Source organism: Enterobacter cloacae complex sp. ESBL7 (genome assembly GCF_041679625.1).
In the GTDB taxonomy this organism is placed as follows: Bacteria; Pseudomonadota; Gammaproteobacteria; order Enterobacterales; family Enterobacteriaceae; genus Enterobacter; species Enterobacter asburiae_B.
Genome location: NZ_JBGORN010000008.1, coordinates 13,000 through 27,291, shown reverse-complemented (window position 1 = coordinate 27,291; position 14,292 = coordinate 13,000). Strand labels below are relative to the sequence as shown.

The following is a 14,292-nucleotide window of genomic DNA, read 5'->3' as shown; positions in this document are numbered from 1 at the left end:
CCTCTCAAACTCGACTACTCTTCGCTGAACAAATCGCCGCCGTGCATGTCGATCATTTCCAGCGCCTTGCCACCACCACGGGCGACGCAAGTCAGTGGATCTTCTGCAACTACGACAGGAATACCTGTCTCTTCCATTAACAGGCGGTCGAGGTTACGCAGCAGCGCACCACCACCGGTCAGAACCATACCGCGCTCGGAGATATCGGATGCCAGCTCTGGTGGACACTGTTCCAGCGCAACCATTACCGCGCTCACGATGCCCGTCAGTGGTTCCTGCAGAGCTTCCAGAATTTCGTTGGAGTTCAGGGTGAAACCGCGTGGAACACCTTCAGCCAGGTTACGGCCACGCACTTCGATCTCACGCACTTCATCGCCCGGATACGCAGAGCCGATTTCGTGTTTGATACGCTCTGCGGTGGCTTCACCAATCAGAGAGCCGTAGTTACGGCGCACATAATTAATGATGGCTTCATCGAAGCGGTCACCACCGATACGTACGGAAGAGGAGTACACCACGCCGTTCAGAGAGATAACGGCCACTTCAGTGGTACCACCACCGATATCCACCACCATAGAACCGGTAGCTTCGGAAACAGGCAGGCCCGCACCGATGGCCGCAGCCATTGGCTCTTCAATCAGGAACACTTCACGTGCACCTGCACCCTGGGCAGATTCACGGATTGCGCGACGCTCTACCTGGGTTGCGCCAACCGGCACACACACCAGAACACGCGGGCTTGGACGCATGAAGCTGTTGCTGTGAACCTGCTTGATGAAGTGCTGAAGCATTTTTTCAGTCACGAAGAAGTCGGCGATAACGCCGTCTTTCATTGGGCGAATGGCGGCGATGTTGCCAGGGGTACGACCCAGCATCTGCTTCGCGTCATGACCCACTGCGGCCACGCTTTTCGGCGAGCCTGCACGATCCTGACGAATGGCCACAACGGAAGGCTCATTCAATACGATGCCTTGTCCTTTTACATAAATAAGGGTATTCGCGGTACCCAGGTCAATGGACAGGTCATTGGAAAACATGCCACGAAATTTTTTCAACATACTAAGGGATAATCCTGAAAGCTGGGGCGGAAAACAAAATCCGCTTACTTTACCAACCACACGCAGCAGCGACAAGGCGCAAAAATCATCTGCAACGGTGAAAATTTGTGCAGTACGTTTCCTGATGTTACAAAATCATCCCCTGATTCCCTCAGGGCTGAGTAAACAGTAGCGTTCCCCACTGACGTTTGTAACCCGTTACAGGTCGTTCACTGGCTTTTTGCTCGACATACTCAAAGCTACAGGCGCGATATTCTACGTGAAAACAGCGTAAACGGCAGGTCAAACAGAGTATCTTTGCAAATATTTTTTCACGTTGGTGTCAAGCGGTTGAGAGGCAGCAAAAAAATCCCCCTGACCGCCCATCACGCCGCGCGCTGTTAACATCTGCCATTCGCTTCTGGAGCGCACGCCCGTGGCAAATACTTGTGTTCGCGTACCCTTGCACGCTTCTACCAGACTCTGTACCAGCAGCTGGTTTTCCGTACGCTTCTCAATATTCCTTACCAGCCCCGGATGTAGCTTTAATAACTCCACATCCAGTTCCTTGATCCAGTTGGTGCTGACCAGCGTTAAACCTGCCTGCGTCACAGCGATACGTGCACCGAGCGCATTGATCAAACGTACCACCGGACGTAACCGGCTGATGTGTTGACCTACATCGGCCTCAGCAAGTTCAAAAATAATGTGTTTACGTTGCGATTTTTCGCATTGCATTAGCGTATCACGTAGCCAGCGCTGAAAACGTGGGCGTATTAACGACTCCACGGTGACCTGTAACGCCAGGTTTTCTTCAGGCCAGAAGGATAAAAACGGAATCAGCCGGGTAATTTGCTGGCGGTCATACTCTTCGGACAGGCCAAATTGCAGCACCATCGGCAGATATTCCGCAGAGATGACCTCTTCGGTACCGTCAAAAATACGACACATCAGTTCACGGTGATGAACGTTGCCGTTTTTCATGACCGCGGGTTTTTGATAAATACGTGGCCCGCCGCGGCTGAGCATTTGCTCAATCAGCGTGCGCCAGCGCACGTTGCCGCGCCCTTTTTCCGGCAGCGAGTCATCGTAAACCGCCCATCCGTTGGCCCCCTGTAACACGGCGTTGCGGGTAGCGGCTTCCGCGTGCTCCATCACCTGTTCAGTCGATTGTCCGCCACGCCAGGCGCAGATCCCCATGTGGACCATATCGTCCCTGTCGAGCATTTTGCTCTGCGGCAGCGCATCTACCACCTTCAGCAGCTGGCTGGCGATGCTTTCGGATTCCTTCAGCGTACGGTGAGGCAACAGCACGGCAAAGTCGCTGCGGTGATAGCGGGCCAGCAGCGCGCCCGGGTAGCGCATAATAAAGGTGGAGAGCAGGTTGATCAGCGTAAAGAGGTTTTCTTCCGCGACCCGCTGTCCCCAGGTGTCGCGCAGGAGATCGAAATCGGGCAGGCGAATCATCATCACCACCCCGTGTGTCCCCACTTTTTCTGAATCGTCGAGCAGCGTGGCGAGCTGATTATCAAAGAAAAGACGGTTGTTAAGGCCAGTTTTATTATCCTGCGCCGCATAAGAGCGGATCAGCGTATCCATACGGCTGCGCTGATCGCTGGCAAACTGGATTTCGGAGAGCAGGGTATCGAGCGCGCTGCTGGCGCGTGACGGCCACTCGTGAACAGAGCCACGCACCTGCGGGCCGCGTTCACCGTTCAGGATACGTACGGATCGCATCTCCAGCAGCTCCTGACCAGAGAGCTGGCGGCGCAGCCAGCGGACCGCGAGAAAGATCAGCAGGACGATAAACGCAACGGCGATGGTGAGCGGCGCGGTGGTCATCATGGAACGGAAATAGCTGGCCATCGGATCGAGGTAGACCATGTGTATGGTCATCCCCGGATTTTTAAGGGAATGCACCGTCACTTCCCGATACTGGCTTACCACGCCCGCGGGGCGATAGCTTCCCGGTCGTTCATGGCTTAAAACACGATGCTTTCCCTGCAGAATGTCGATCTGAACGATATCAACAGGTACCATCAACTCATCAAGCTCACGGGAGAGCGCCGGTAGGGGCGTCGTCAGCAGACGCGTATCAATCACCGAGGCAACAGACTGTACCCGGTTGACCAGCTTGTCCTGAATGGCGGTGTAAAAACTCAGGGAACAGCCCAGAAGCGTGACAAAAATGGTAAGCCCCGTCAGCAAGGTGATAAAAGCTGAGAACTTCGTCGTTAATCGCATCCTTGAGATTACTCCGTGGGTTGATGGGGTAGCGAGTAAGCGCTAACTTGCATTTCAAATGCGGCATACTACCAAATCGGGCGTATCTGGCAATTTATTGCGTTAAATCGGCACTGCGTTTCCCTGAGCGAGTATAGTCTTCAGAAATTATTTTCCAATCATCTGAGTCGTGAGGACCCCGTATGCAGGCTTTGATCTTAGAACAGCAGGACGGCAAAACGCTTGCCTCAGTGCAGGCGGTTGAAGAGAGTCGCCTGCCGGAAGGCGACGTAACCGTCGACATCGACTGGTCCAGTTTAAATTATAAAGATGCGCTGGCTATTACCGGTAAGGGTAAAATCATCCGAAATTTCCCTATGGTGCCGGGGATCGATTTCGCTGGGCGGGTTCATACCAGCGAGGATCCGCGCTTCCATCCGGGCCAGCATGTGCTGCTCACCGGCTGGGGCGTGGGTGAAAATCACTGGGGCGGGCTGGCAACGCAGGCGCGCGTGAAGGGCGACTGGCTGGTGCCTGTGCCGAAAGGCATGGATGGCCGCAAGGCGATGATCGTCGGCACGGCAGGCTTTACCGCCATGCTGTGCGTGATGGCGCTGGAAGATGCGGGTATTCGCCCTGAGTCAGGGGAAATTGTCGTCACCGGCGCCAGCGGTGGCGTGGGCAGCACGGCAGTCACGCTGCTCCACAAGCTGGGCTATCAGGTCGCTGCGGTTTCCGGCCGAGAAAGCACCCATGACTATCTGCGCCAGCTCGGTGCAAGCCGCATTCTCAGCCGCGACGAATTTGCAGAAACCCGTCCGCTGGAAAAACAGGTTTGGGCTGGGGCGGTGGATACCGTCGGTGATAAGGTGCTGGCAAAAGTCCTGGCGCAGATGAACTACGGCGGCTGCGTGGCAGCCTGCGGTCTGGCGGGCGGATTTGCCCTGCCAACCACCGTGATGCCATTTATTCTGCGTAACGTACGCCTGCAGGGTGTGGATTCCGTGATGACCCCGCCGGCCCGTCGTCATGAAGCCTGGGAACGGCTGGTGCGCGATCTGCCGGAATCTTTCTATACCCAGAGCGCAACGGAGATAACCCTCAGCCAGGCGCCGGAATACGCCAGTAAGATCATGGACAACCAATTCCACGGCCGCGCGCTGGTGAAAATCGCCTAATCTTCAAATTTTCGTGACATATTCGCGCGAATCCCTCTCCTCCGTCATGCTTAGAAAAACGCATGACGGAGGATGCCATGAAAAACCGAAAACTGACGGAAGCTGACGTAACGTCTGAGTCTGTCTTTATGTTACAGCGCCGCCAGATCCTGAAAATGCTTGGCATCAGCGCCACAGCCCTGACGCTCTCTCCCGCGGCACACGCCGACCTGCTCGACTGGTTTAAAGGCAACGATCGGCCAAAGGCCCCATCCGGCGCCCCGCTCACCTTTACGAAACCGGCCGAATGGCAAAACAAGCTGACGCTCACGCCGGAAGATAAAGTTACCGGCTACAACAACTTCTACGAATTTGGTCTCGATAAGGCCGATCCTGCCGCCAACGCGGGGAGCCTCAAAACCGATCCGTGGACGCTGAAAATTGATGGCGAAGTGGCGAAACCCCTGACGCTGGATCACCACGATCTTACTACCCGTTTCCCGCTCGAAGAGCGTATCTATCGCATGCGCTGCGTGGAAGCCTGGTCGATGGTGGTGCCCTGGGTCGGCTTCCCGCTGCATAAGCTGCTGGCGATGGTTGAACCCACCAGCAATGCAAAATATGTCGCTTTCCAGACGCGCTATGCGCCGGACGAGATGCCCGGGCAGAAAGATCGGTTCATCGGCGGCGGGCTTGAATATCCATATGTGGAAGGGCTACGTCTCGACGAAGCTATGCACCCCCTCACCCTGCTGACCGTTGGCGTTTATGGCAAAGCGCTTCCGCCGCAGAACGGTGCCCCCATCCGTTTAACCGTACCGTGGAAATATGGCTTCAAAGGGATTAAGTCTATCGTCAGCATTAAGCTTACCCGCGAACGTCCGCCAACCACCTGGAATCTGGCGGCCCCGGACGAATACGGTTTCTTCGCCAACGTGAACCCGCACGTGGATCATCCGCGCTGGTCGCAGGCAACCGAGCGGTTTATCGGTTCCGGCGGTGCGCTGGACGTGAAGCGCCAGCCGACGCTGCTGTTTAACGGCTATGCGGATGAAGTGGCCTCGCTTTACCGTGGCCTCAACTTACGGGAGAACTTCTGAGTGCGTTTAACGGCAAAACAGATTACCTGGCTGAAAGTGCTGCTGCACCTGGCCGGGCTGCTTCCTTTTATATGGCTGTTCTGGGCCGCAAGCCAGGGGCTCTTTAGCGCAGACCCGGCGAAGGATATCCAGCATTTTACCGGTCGGATGGCTCTGAAATTTTTGCTGGCCACCTTGCTCGTCTCGCCGCTGGCGCGCTACGCTAAACAGCCCTTATTGATACGCACCCGTCGCCTGTTAGGGCTCTGGTGTTTTGCCTGGGCGACGCTGCACCTCACCAGCTACGCCCTGCTGGAACTGGGAATTAACAATCTGGCGCTGCTTGGCCGCGAACTGGTGACACGTCCTTATCTGACGCTGGGTATCGTGAGCTGGGTGGTTTTACTGGCGTTAGCGCTGACATCCACGCAATATGCGCAGCGAAAACTGGGCAGGCGCTGGCAGCTTCTGCATAACTTCGTCTATCTTGTCGCGATCCTCGCTCCCATTCATTACCTGTGGTCGGTGAAGATCCTCTCGCCGCAGCCAATCCTTTATGCACTGGCGGCCGTGGCGCTTTTGGCATGGCGTTACAAGAAGTTCCGCCAGTGGTTGCGATAGTTCGCGAAACTGTGCGTTTTCCCGCAGATTACCCGTCAACCGCAAATCTTTTTCGGATAGCGGTTGATAATCTTCCCTGATAAGACCAGTATTTAGCTGCTAAATGCTACGAAATCGTTATAATGTGCGACCTTGGTTCGCCTGACAGCGGTTTTAAGCCTCTGAAAAGGTGACATTTGCGTTTCGAAGGTATATTTTGTTTTTTACCCGAAAATCGCAGGAGATAGCGGCATAATGACTGATAAATTCCATATCTTAGTTTTGAACGGACCGAACCTGAACATGCTCGGCACCCGTGAGCCAGAGAAGTACGGCACGCTAACATTGAGTGAAATTGTTAACCGTCTGGGAACGGAAGCAGCGTCACTGAATGTGGATTTGGATCATTTTCAGTCGAATGCGGAGTACGCACTCATCGACCGTATTCATCAGGCTAAAGACAATGTGGACTATATCCTGATCAATCCGGCCGCGTTTACGCACACCAGTGTTGCTATCCGCGACGCACTGCTTGCGGTGAGTATCCCGTTTATCGAGATCCACCTGAGTAATGTGCACGCCCGAGAGCCGTTCCGTCACCATTCGTATCTGTCGGATATCGCTGCTGGCGTTATCTGTGGACTGGGCGCAGACGGCTATTCATACGCTTTACAGACAGCGGTAAAACGCTTGTCACAATCACACTAAACAAGAGTACGGAACCCACTCATGGATATTCGTAAGATTAAAAAACTGATCGAGCTGGTTGAAGAATCAGGCATCTCCGAACTGGAAATTTCTGAAGGCGAAGAGTCTGTACGCATCAGCCGTGCAGCCCCAGCCGCTAGCTTCCCGGTAATGCAGCAAGCTTATGCTGCGCCAGTGCAGCAGCCTGCGCTCTCCGCAGCCGTTGCGCCAGCAGCTGAAGCCGCACCTGCCGCTGCAGCAGAAATCAGTGGTCACATCGTACGTTCCCCAATGGTTGGTACTTTCTACCGCACCCCGAGCCCGGACGCGAAGGCGTTCATCGAAGTGGGTCAGAAAGTCAACGTAGGCGATACCCTGTGCATCGTTGAAGCGATGAAAATGATGAACCAGATCGAAGCAGACAAATCAGGTACTGTGAAAGCGATTCTGGTCGAAAGTGGTCAGCCGGTTGAATTTGACGAGCCGCTGGTCGTCATCGAGTAACGAGGCGTACATGCTGGATAAAATTGTTATCGCCAACCGCGGCGAGATCGCACTGCGTATTCTTCGTGCCTGTAAAGAACTGGGCATCAAGACCGTCGCTGTGCACTCAAGCGCGGATCGCGATTTAAAACACGTATTGCTGGCGGATGAGACGGTCTGTATTGGCCCGGCTCCGTCCGTAAAAAGCTATCTGAACATCCCGGCTATCATCAGCGCCGCTGAAATCACCGGCGCGGTGGCAATTCATCCGGGTTACGGCTTCCTCTCTGAGAACGCCAACTTTGCTGAGCAGGTTGAACGCTCTGGCTTCATCTTCATCGGCCCGAAAGCCGACACCATCCGCCTGATGGGCGACAAAGTGTCTGCAATCACCGCGATGAAAAAAGCCGGTGTTCCAACCGTACCAGGCTCTGACGGCCCTCTGACCGACGACATGGATGCTAACCGTGCTCATGCTAAACGCATTGGCTATCCGGTTATCATCAAGGCGTCCGGCGGCGGCGGCGGTCGCGGTATGCGCGTTGTGCGTAGCGATGCTGAACTGGCGCAGTCCATCTCCATGACCAAAGCAGAAGCGAAAGCCGCTTTCAGCAATGACATGGTGTACATGGAAAAATACCTGGAAAACCCACGCCACATCGAAATTCAGGTGCTGGCTGACGGTCAGGGTAACGCGATCTATCTGGCAGAACGTGACTGCTCCATGCAGCGTCGTCACCAGAAAGTGGTCGAAGAAGCACCAGCACCGGGCATTACACCGGAACTGCGTCGCTACATCGGCGAGCGTTGCTCCAAAGCGTGTGTCGATATCGGCTATCGCGGTGCAGGTACCTTTGAGTTCCTGTTCGAGAACGGCGAGTTCTATTTCATCGAAATGAACACCCGTATTCAGGTTGAACACCCGGTTACCGAAATGATCACCGGCGTTGACCTGATCAAAGAACAGCTGCGTATCGCTGCAGGCCAGCCGCTGTCCATCAAGCAGGAAGAAGTTGTGGTGAAAGGCCATGCGGTAGAGTGCCGTATCAACGCCGAAGACCCGAACACCTTCCTGCCAAGCCCGGGTAAAATCACGCGTTTCCACGCGCCGGGTGGCTTTGGCGTGCGCTGGGAGTCTCATATCTACGCCGGTTACACCGTACCGCCGTACTATGACTCAATGATCGGCAAGCTTATCTGCTACGGCGAAAACCGTGACGTGGCGATTGCCCGCATGAAAAACGCCCTGCAGGAGCTGATCATCGACGGTATCAAAACCAACGTAGATCTGCAGATGCGTATCATGAGCGACGAGCACTTCCAGAATGGTGGAACTAACATCCACTATCTGGAGAAAAAACTCGGTCTGAACGAGAAGTAAGAGACCTGTGTTGCTAAAAGGCCGGATTATCCGGCCTTTTTTATTTCTGGGGCCTGGAAAGCCTCATCATGTACAATCCCCGCTTTCTTCATCCACAAGGGACAAAAAATGGACAAACGTTTTGTTCAGGCCCATAAAGAAGCGCGCTGGGCGCTGTGGCTGACCCTTCTCTATCTCGCAGCATGGTTAGTAACTGCTTACTTACCTGACTCCGCTATTGGCATCACCGGTCTGCCGCACTGGTTCGAAATGGCGTGTCTGCTGGTACCGCTGGTCTTCATCCTGCTGTGCTGGGCAATGGTGAAATTCATCTATCGCGATATTCCGCTGGAGGACGATGATGCAGCTTGAAGTCATTCTGCCGCTTATCGCTTACTTGTTAGTGGTGTTTGGTTTATCCGTTTACGCCATGCGTAAAAGAACGACGGGCACCTTCCTGAACGAGTATTTTCTGGGCAGCCGCTCGATGGGTGGCGTCGTGCTGGCCATGACGCTGACCGCGACCTACATCAGCGCCAGTTCGTTTATCGGCGGACCCGGCGCAGCCTATAAATACGGGTTAGGCTGGGTGCTGCTGGCGATGATCCAGCTTCCTGCCGTCTGGCTCTCGCTGGGCATACTGGGTAAAAAATTTGCCATTCTGGCGCGCCGTTATAATGCCGTGACGCTCAACGATATGCTGTTTGCCCGCTATCAGAGCCGTTTACTGGTGTGGCTGGCCAGCTTAAGCCTGCTGGTGGCCTTTATTGGCGCAATGACGGTGCAGTTTATCGGCGGGGCACGCCTGCTGGAAACTGCAGCGGGTATTCCCTACGAGACAGGCTTGATCATCTTTGGAGTCAGCATTGCGCTGTATACCGCGTTTGGCGGATTCCGCGCCAGCGTGCTGAACGATACGATGCAGGGCATGGTTATGCTTATCGGCACTATTGTCCTGCTGGTCGGCATCGTCCACGCCGCGGGCGGCCTAAGCCATGCGGTTGAAACGCTCGAGGCGATCGATCCAAAACTGGTTTCGCCGCAGGGCGCGGATGACATCCTTTCGCCAACCTTTATGACCTCGTTCTGGGTGTTGGTGTGCTTTGGGGTGATTGGCCTGCCGCATACCGCCGTGCGCTGTATCTCTTACAAAGACAGCAAAGCCGTGCACAGAGGTATCATTATCGGCACTATCGTTGTCGCAATCCTGATGTTTGGTATGCACCTGGCGGGCGCGTTAGGTCGGGCTGTTATTCCTGACCTTACCGTACCCGATCTGGTTATCCCAACCCTGATGGTTAAAGTGCTGCCGCCATTTGCCGCCGGGATCTTCCTCGCCGCACCTATGGCCGCCATTATGTCGACCATCAACGCTCAGCTGCTGCAAAGTTCCGCTACGATCATAAAAGATCTCTATCTGAACCTGCGTCCTGAGCAGGCAGAGAATGAACGGCGCCTGAAGCGCATGTCGGCCGTTATTACTCTGGCGTTAGGGGCATTGCTGCTGTTAGCCGCGTGGCGCCCGCCGGAGATGATCATCTGGCTGAACCTGCTGGCATTTGGTGGGCTTGAAGCCGTATTCCTGTGGCCGCTGGTGTTAGGGCTCTACTGGGAGCGCGCGAATGCCGCCGGTGCGCTGAGCGCGATGATTGTCGGCGGCGTGCTTTACGCCGTCCTCGCAACGTTTAAGATTCAGTACCTGGGCTTCCATCCGATTGTGCCTTCGTTACTGCTAAGTTTACTGGCGTTTGTGGTGGGGAACCGTTTCGGTCAACCCGTCCCACAGCCCGCTATGATTTCTACTGATAAATAAAGAGTTTTGCCATGCCGTGGATCCAACTAAAACTGAACACAACCGGCGCTAACGCCGAAGAGCTGAGCGATGCGCTGATGGAGGCCGGGTCGGTCTCTATCACCTTCCAGGACACGCATGACACGCCGGTCTTTGAGCCGCTGCCGGGCGAAACCCGCCTGTGGGGTGATACCGACGTTATTGGCCTGTTTGATGCCGAAACCGATATGAAAGAGGTTGTCGCGATTCTGGAGAATCATCCTCTGCTGGGCGCGGGTTTCGTGCATAAAATCGAACAGCTGGAAGACAAAGACTGGGAACGCGAGTGGATGGATAACTTCCACCCGATGCAGTTCGGCAAACGTCTTTGGATCTGCCCGAGCTGGCGCGATGTCCCTGATGAAAGCGCAGTCAACGTGATGCTCGACCCGGGTCTGGCGTTTGGTACCGGTACTCACCCAACCACGTCTCTGTGCCTGCAGTGGCTGGATGGTCTGGATCTGGACGGTAAGACAGTGATCGACTTCGGCTGTGGATCCGGGATCCTCGCGATTGCGGCCCTGAAGCTGGGCGCGGCAAAAGCCATCGGGATCGATATCGATCCGCAGGCGATTCAGGCCAGCCGCGATAATGCCGAGCGTAACGGCGTCTCCGATCGTCTGGAGCTGTATCTGCCGGATGCTCAGCCAGAAGCCATGAAAGCCGATGTGGTGGTCGCTAACATTCTGGCGGGCCCACTGCGCGAACTGGCTCCGTTAATCAGCGTGCTGCCCGTTGAGGGCGGTCTGCTGGGGCTTTCCGGTATCCTGGCAAGCCAGGCCGACAGCGTGTGTGAAGCCTACGCCGATCTCTTTGCCCTCGACCCGGTGGTGGAAAAAGAAGAGTGGTGCCGCATCACCGGCCGTAAAAAATAAGAATCTGGCGTGGTCATCTGACCACGCCTCTTACCCTCTGATAATCCTCTCTCCCCCGGTCATTCTTCGGTAAAATAACCCTACAAATCATGTTGATTTGTATTACAAAAATTCACCGGAAGAATATGATGACACACGTTACAGGCAAGGCAGCGCTGCTGGCGCTGAGCATGATTTCGGCTTCAGCATTTGCATCACACTGGAGCTATGAAGGGGAAGGTTCACCGCAACACTGGGGCGAGATGGACGAGGCATACAAGACCTGTCAAAGCGGAATGAACCAGTCTCCTGTTAATATTGATTCGACCACTAACGCCCATCTCTCCCCGCTACAAACCCACTACGTTGACGGCCCTGTTACGCTGACGAACAATGGCCATACCATTCAGGCAGGTGAACAGGCGAACACCCGCGATACCCTTACTCTCGATAAGCAAACCTGGACGTTACAACAGTTCCATTTCCACGCGCCGAGCGAAAACACCGTGCATGGCAAGAGATACGCGATGGAAATGCATCTGGTTCATAAAAATGCCAGTGGGGAACTGACGGTGGTGGCGGTCATGTTTGATAAAGGGGCCGCAAACCCGGAGCTTGAAAAACTGTGGCGCGTTATGCCTCAGCAGGCCGAGCAGAACGTCTCCATCAAACAGGATCTCAACCTGAACAAACTGCTGCCAAAAAATAAAACGTACTGGCGCTTTAGCGGTTCACTGACCACCCCACCATGTACAGAAGGCGTCACCTGGATTGTGCTTAAGCAGCCCCTGACGGTTTCTGCAGAACAACTTGCCAGATTCACCCAGACGATGCATCACGATAATAACCGTCCGGTACAGTCGCTGCATGGGCGCGTCGTGGTCGAATAACACGCATTTTTCGCATGACGATCATGTTCTAAAATGCGACGCAGATCGCAAAGAAGAAGGGAAATCTGCTGCTAAAAACAGCAGATTATCCCGCTTCAGCAACGCATTTATTCAGAAATGATGAGAAGTTACGGGAAATTGTAAGCGTCCATAAAATAACCATCATCATATAACTTAATGATTTAAATAATGAATAATTTTGAACGAAAAGATTGGGCGGCGATTCCTTGATCTACAACAGTGGATTGTTCAAAGTTTGGCCTTTCATCTCGTGCAAAAAATGCGTAATATACGCCGCCTTGCAGTCACAGTATGGTCATTTCTTAACTCATGCGCATCGGACACCACCAGCTTAGAAATCGCCTGATCGCAGCCCCAATGGCAGGTATTACAGACCGGCCGTTCAGGACGCTGTGCTACGAGATGGGAGCCGGTTTAACCGTATCCGAGATGATGTCGTCTAACCCGCAGGTTTGGGAAAGCGATAAATCCCGCCTTCGGATGGTGCACGTTGATGAACCAGGTATCCGCACCGTGCAAATTGCCGGAAGCGTGCCTGAAGAGATGGCAGATGCCGCGCGGATTAACGTGGAAAGTGGTGCCCAGATTATTGATATCAATATGGGGTGCCCGGCCAAAAAGGTGAATCGCAAGCTTGCAGGTTCAGCCCTTCTGCAATACCCCGACCAGGTGAAAGCTATCCTGACGGCGGTTGTCAGCGCGGTGGACGTTCCTGTTACGTTGAAGATTCGCACGGGTTGGTCGCCGGAACACCGTAACTGTGTAGAGATTGCCCAACTGGCCGAAGACTGTGGCATTCAGGCCCTGACCATCCATGGACGCACTCGCGCCTGTTTGTTCAACGGTGAAGCTGAATACGACAGCATTCGGGCAGTTAAGCAGAAAGTTTCCATTCCGATTATCGCGAATGGCGACATAACTGACCCGCTTAAAGCCAGGGCTGTACTCGACTATACGGGAGCTGATGCTCTGATGATAGGACGTGCAGCTCAGGGAAGACCCTGGATCTTCCGGGAAATCCAGCATTATCTGGACACTGGGGAGCTGCTTGCCCCGCTGCCTTTGGCAGAGGTTAAGCGCTTGCTTTGTTCGCATGTTCGGGAACTGCATGACCACTACGGTCAGGCAAAAGGGTACCGAATTGCGCGTAAACACGTCTCCTGGTATCTCCAGGAGCACGCTCCAGATGACCAGTTTCGGCGCACATTCAACGCCATAGAGGATGCCAGCGTACAGCTGGAGGCGTTGGAGGCATACTTCGAAAATCTTGCGTAATGAAATAAAGAGCTGACAGAACTATGTTCGAACAACGCGTAAATTCTGACGTACTGACCGTTTCTACCGTTAACTCTCAGGACCAGGTAACTCAAAAGCCCCTGCGTGACTCGGTTAAACAGGCACTGAAGAACTATTTTGCTCAACTGAATGGTCAGGATGTTAATGATCTGTATGAGCTGGTACTGGCTGAAGTTGAACAGCCACTGTTGGACATGGTGATGCAATACACCCGCGGTAACCAAACCCGCGCTGCGCTGATGATGGGTATCAACCGTGGTACTCTGCGTAAGAAACTGAAAAAATACGGCATGAACTGATACTAATCAGTTAAATGCTTGTTTAAAAAGGCGCTCTTCGGCATGGGGAAGCGCCTTTTTTATTACCTGCGCTTCTCCGTCAACGCATTGTAAACCTTCGCCTCTCCTGCTTTTCAACCCCGATTTTTCGTGTATATTTCCCCCACCTTACTGGCGCTCTTCCCGCGGAATGACACAATGATTCGTAAATACTGGTGGCTGGTTGTCTTTGCAATCTCCGTTCTCATTTTCGATGCACTCCTGATGCAGTGGATTGAACTGATGAGCACCGAAACCGATAAGTGTCGCAATATGAACTCCGTCAATCCGCTGAAACTCGTGAACTGCTCAGAGCTCGACTAAACGCCCGATTGCGCAAATCACCCCGTTATTACCCACTAAAAACGGGGATTTAAATCCCTTTGAGCCATTACCTGACGGTGATAATGTCTCGCCCTTCTCAACCGCTCTAGCGTAACCCCACACTCGAGTAGAA

General features: G+C 54.1%; 15 protein-coding genes. 13 read left to right on the top strand and 2 right to left on the bottom strand.

Translation table 11 applies throughout. The features are described 5' to 3' along the window. Nucleotides 1–14 precede the first annotated feature (14 nt). The gene (mreB, locus tag ACERY3_RS20015) at nt 15–1,058 is read right to left on the bottom strand and encodes a rod shape-determining protein MreB (RefSeq protein ID WP_000913396.1); all 1,044 of its coding nucleotides are present in this window, start codon (nt 1,056–1,058) and stop codon (nt 15–17) included. A 282-nt stretch (nt 1,059–1,340) separates the two neighbouring features. Then, on the bottom strand, nt 1,341–3,281 hold the full coding sequence (gene csrD, locus ACERY3_RS20010; protein ID WP_373226361.1) for an RNase E specificity factor CsrD: 1,941 nt from the start codon (nt 3,279–3,281) through the stop codon (nt 1,341–1,343). 182 nt (nt 3,282–3,463) lie between these two features. Between csrD and ACERY3_RS20005 the strand changes: the two genes are divergently transcribed. The 13 genes from ACERY3_RS20005 to ACERY3_RS19945 all read left to right on the top strand — a co-directional run bounded on the left by ACERY3_RS20005 (nt 3,464) and on the right by ACERY3_RS19945 (nt 14,159). Beyond that, nucleotides 3,464–4,438, top strand: coding sequence for an MDR family oxidoreductase (locus ACERY3_RS20005; protein ID WP_032659658.1), 975 nt, complete (start codon nt 3,464–3,466; stop codon nt 4,436–4,438). 77 nt (nt 4,439–4,515) lie between these two features. Next, nucleotides 4,516–5,517, top strand: coding sequence for a protein-methionine-sulfoxide reductase catalytic subunit MsrP (msrP, locus tag ACERY3_RS20000; protein ID WP_032659657.1), 1,002 nt, complete (start codon nt 4,516–4,518; stop codon nt 5,515–5,517). After that, complete coding sequence (gene msrQ, locus ACERY3_RS19995; protein WP_032659655.1) at nt 5,518–6,117, top strand: protein-methionine-sulfoxide reductase heme-binding subunit MsrQ; 600 nt, start codon at nt 5,518–5,520, stop codon at nt 6,115–6,117. A gap of 234 nt (nt 6,118–6,351) precedes the next feature. Then, nucleotides 6,352–6,804, top strand: a complete 453-nt coding sequence (gene aroQ / locus ACERY3_RS19990; RefSeq protein WP_023309405.1) for a type II 3-dehydroquinate dehydratase — start codon at nt 6,352–6,354, stop codon at nt 6,802–6,804. Nucleotides 6,805–6,825: 21 nt separating this feature from the next. Further along, complete coding sequence (accB, locus tag ACERY3_RS19985; RefSeq protein WP_010436174.1) at nt 6,826–7,287, top strand: acetyl-CoA carboxylase biotin carboxyl carrier protein; 462 nt, start codon at nt 6,826–6,828, stop codon at nt 7,285–7,287. 10 nt (nt 7,288–7,297) lie between these two features. Then, entirely contained in the window at nt 7,298–8,647 is a 1,350-nt protein-coding gene (gene accC, locus ACERY3_RS19980; RefSeq protein WP_023333644.1) for an acetyl-CoA carboxylase biotin carboxylase subunit, read from the top strand. A gap of 108 nt (nt 8,648–8,755) precedes the next feature. Continuing rightward, on the top strand, nt 8,756–8,998 hold the full coding sequence (locus ACERY3_RS19975) for a YhdT family protein (protein ID WP_006178860.1): 243 nt from the start codon (nt 8,756–8,758) through the stop codon (nt 8,996–8,998). After that, entirely contained in the window at nt 8,988–10,439 is a 1,452-nt protein-coding gene (gene panF, locus ACERY3_RS19970) for a sodium/pantothenate symporter (RefSeq protein ID WP_033146770.1), read from the top strand. Before ACERY3_RS19975 ends, panF begins: the two co-directional genes overlap by 11 nt. Nucleotides 10,440–10,450: 11 nt before the next feature. Further along, a complete protein-coding gene (gene prmA / locus ACERY3_RS19965; RefSeq protein ID WP_039260393.1) occupies nt 10,451–11,332 on the top strand; it encodes a 50S ribosomal protein L11 methyltransferase in 882 nt (293 codons plus the stop codon). A gap of 128 nt (nt 11,333–11,460) precedes the next feature. Continuing rightward, nucleotides 11,461–12,201, top strand: coding sequence for a carbonic anhydrase (locus tag ACERY3_RS19960; protein WP_058841651.1), 741 nt, complete (start codon nt 11,461–11,463; stop codon nt 12,199–12,201). A 330-nt stretch (nt 12,202–12,531) separates the two neighbouring features. After that, a complete protein-coding gene (dusB, locus tag ACERY3_RS19955; RefSeq protein ID WP_023309409.1) occupies nt 12,532–13,497 on the top strand; it encodes a tRNA dihydrouridine synthase DusB in 966 nt (321 codons plus the stop codon). Nucleotides 13,498–13,520: 23 nt separating this feature from the next. After that, nucleotides 13,521–13,817 (top strand): DNA-binding transcriptional regulator Fis, encoded by a 297-nt coding sequence (gene fis / locus ACERY3_RS19950; protein ID WP_000462905.1) that lies wholly within the window; start codon nt 13,521–13,523, stop codon nt 13,815–13,817. 177 nt (nt 13,818–13,994) lie between these two features. Next, nucleotides 13,995–14,159 carry a DUF2556 family protein gene (locus ACERY3_RS19945; RefSeq protein ID WP_008502862.1) on the top strand — a complete coding sequence of 55 codons (165 nt, stop codon included), beginning with the start codon at nt 13,995–13,997 and terminating at the stop codon, nt 14,157–14,159. The last annotated feature ends 133 nt before the right edge of the window (nt 14,160–14,292 follow it).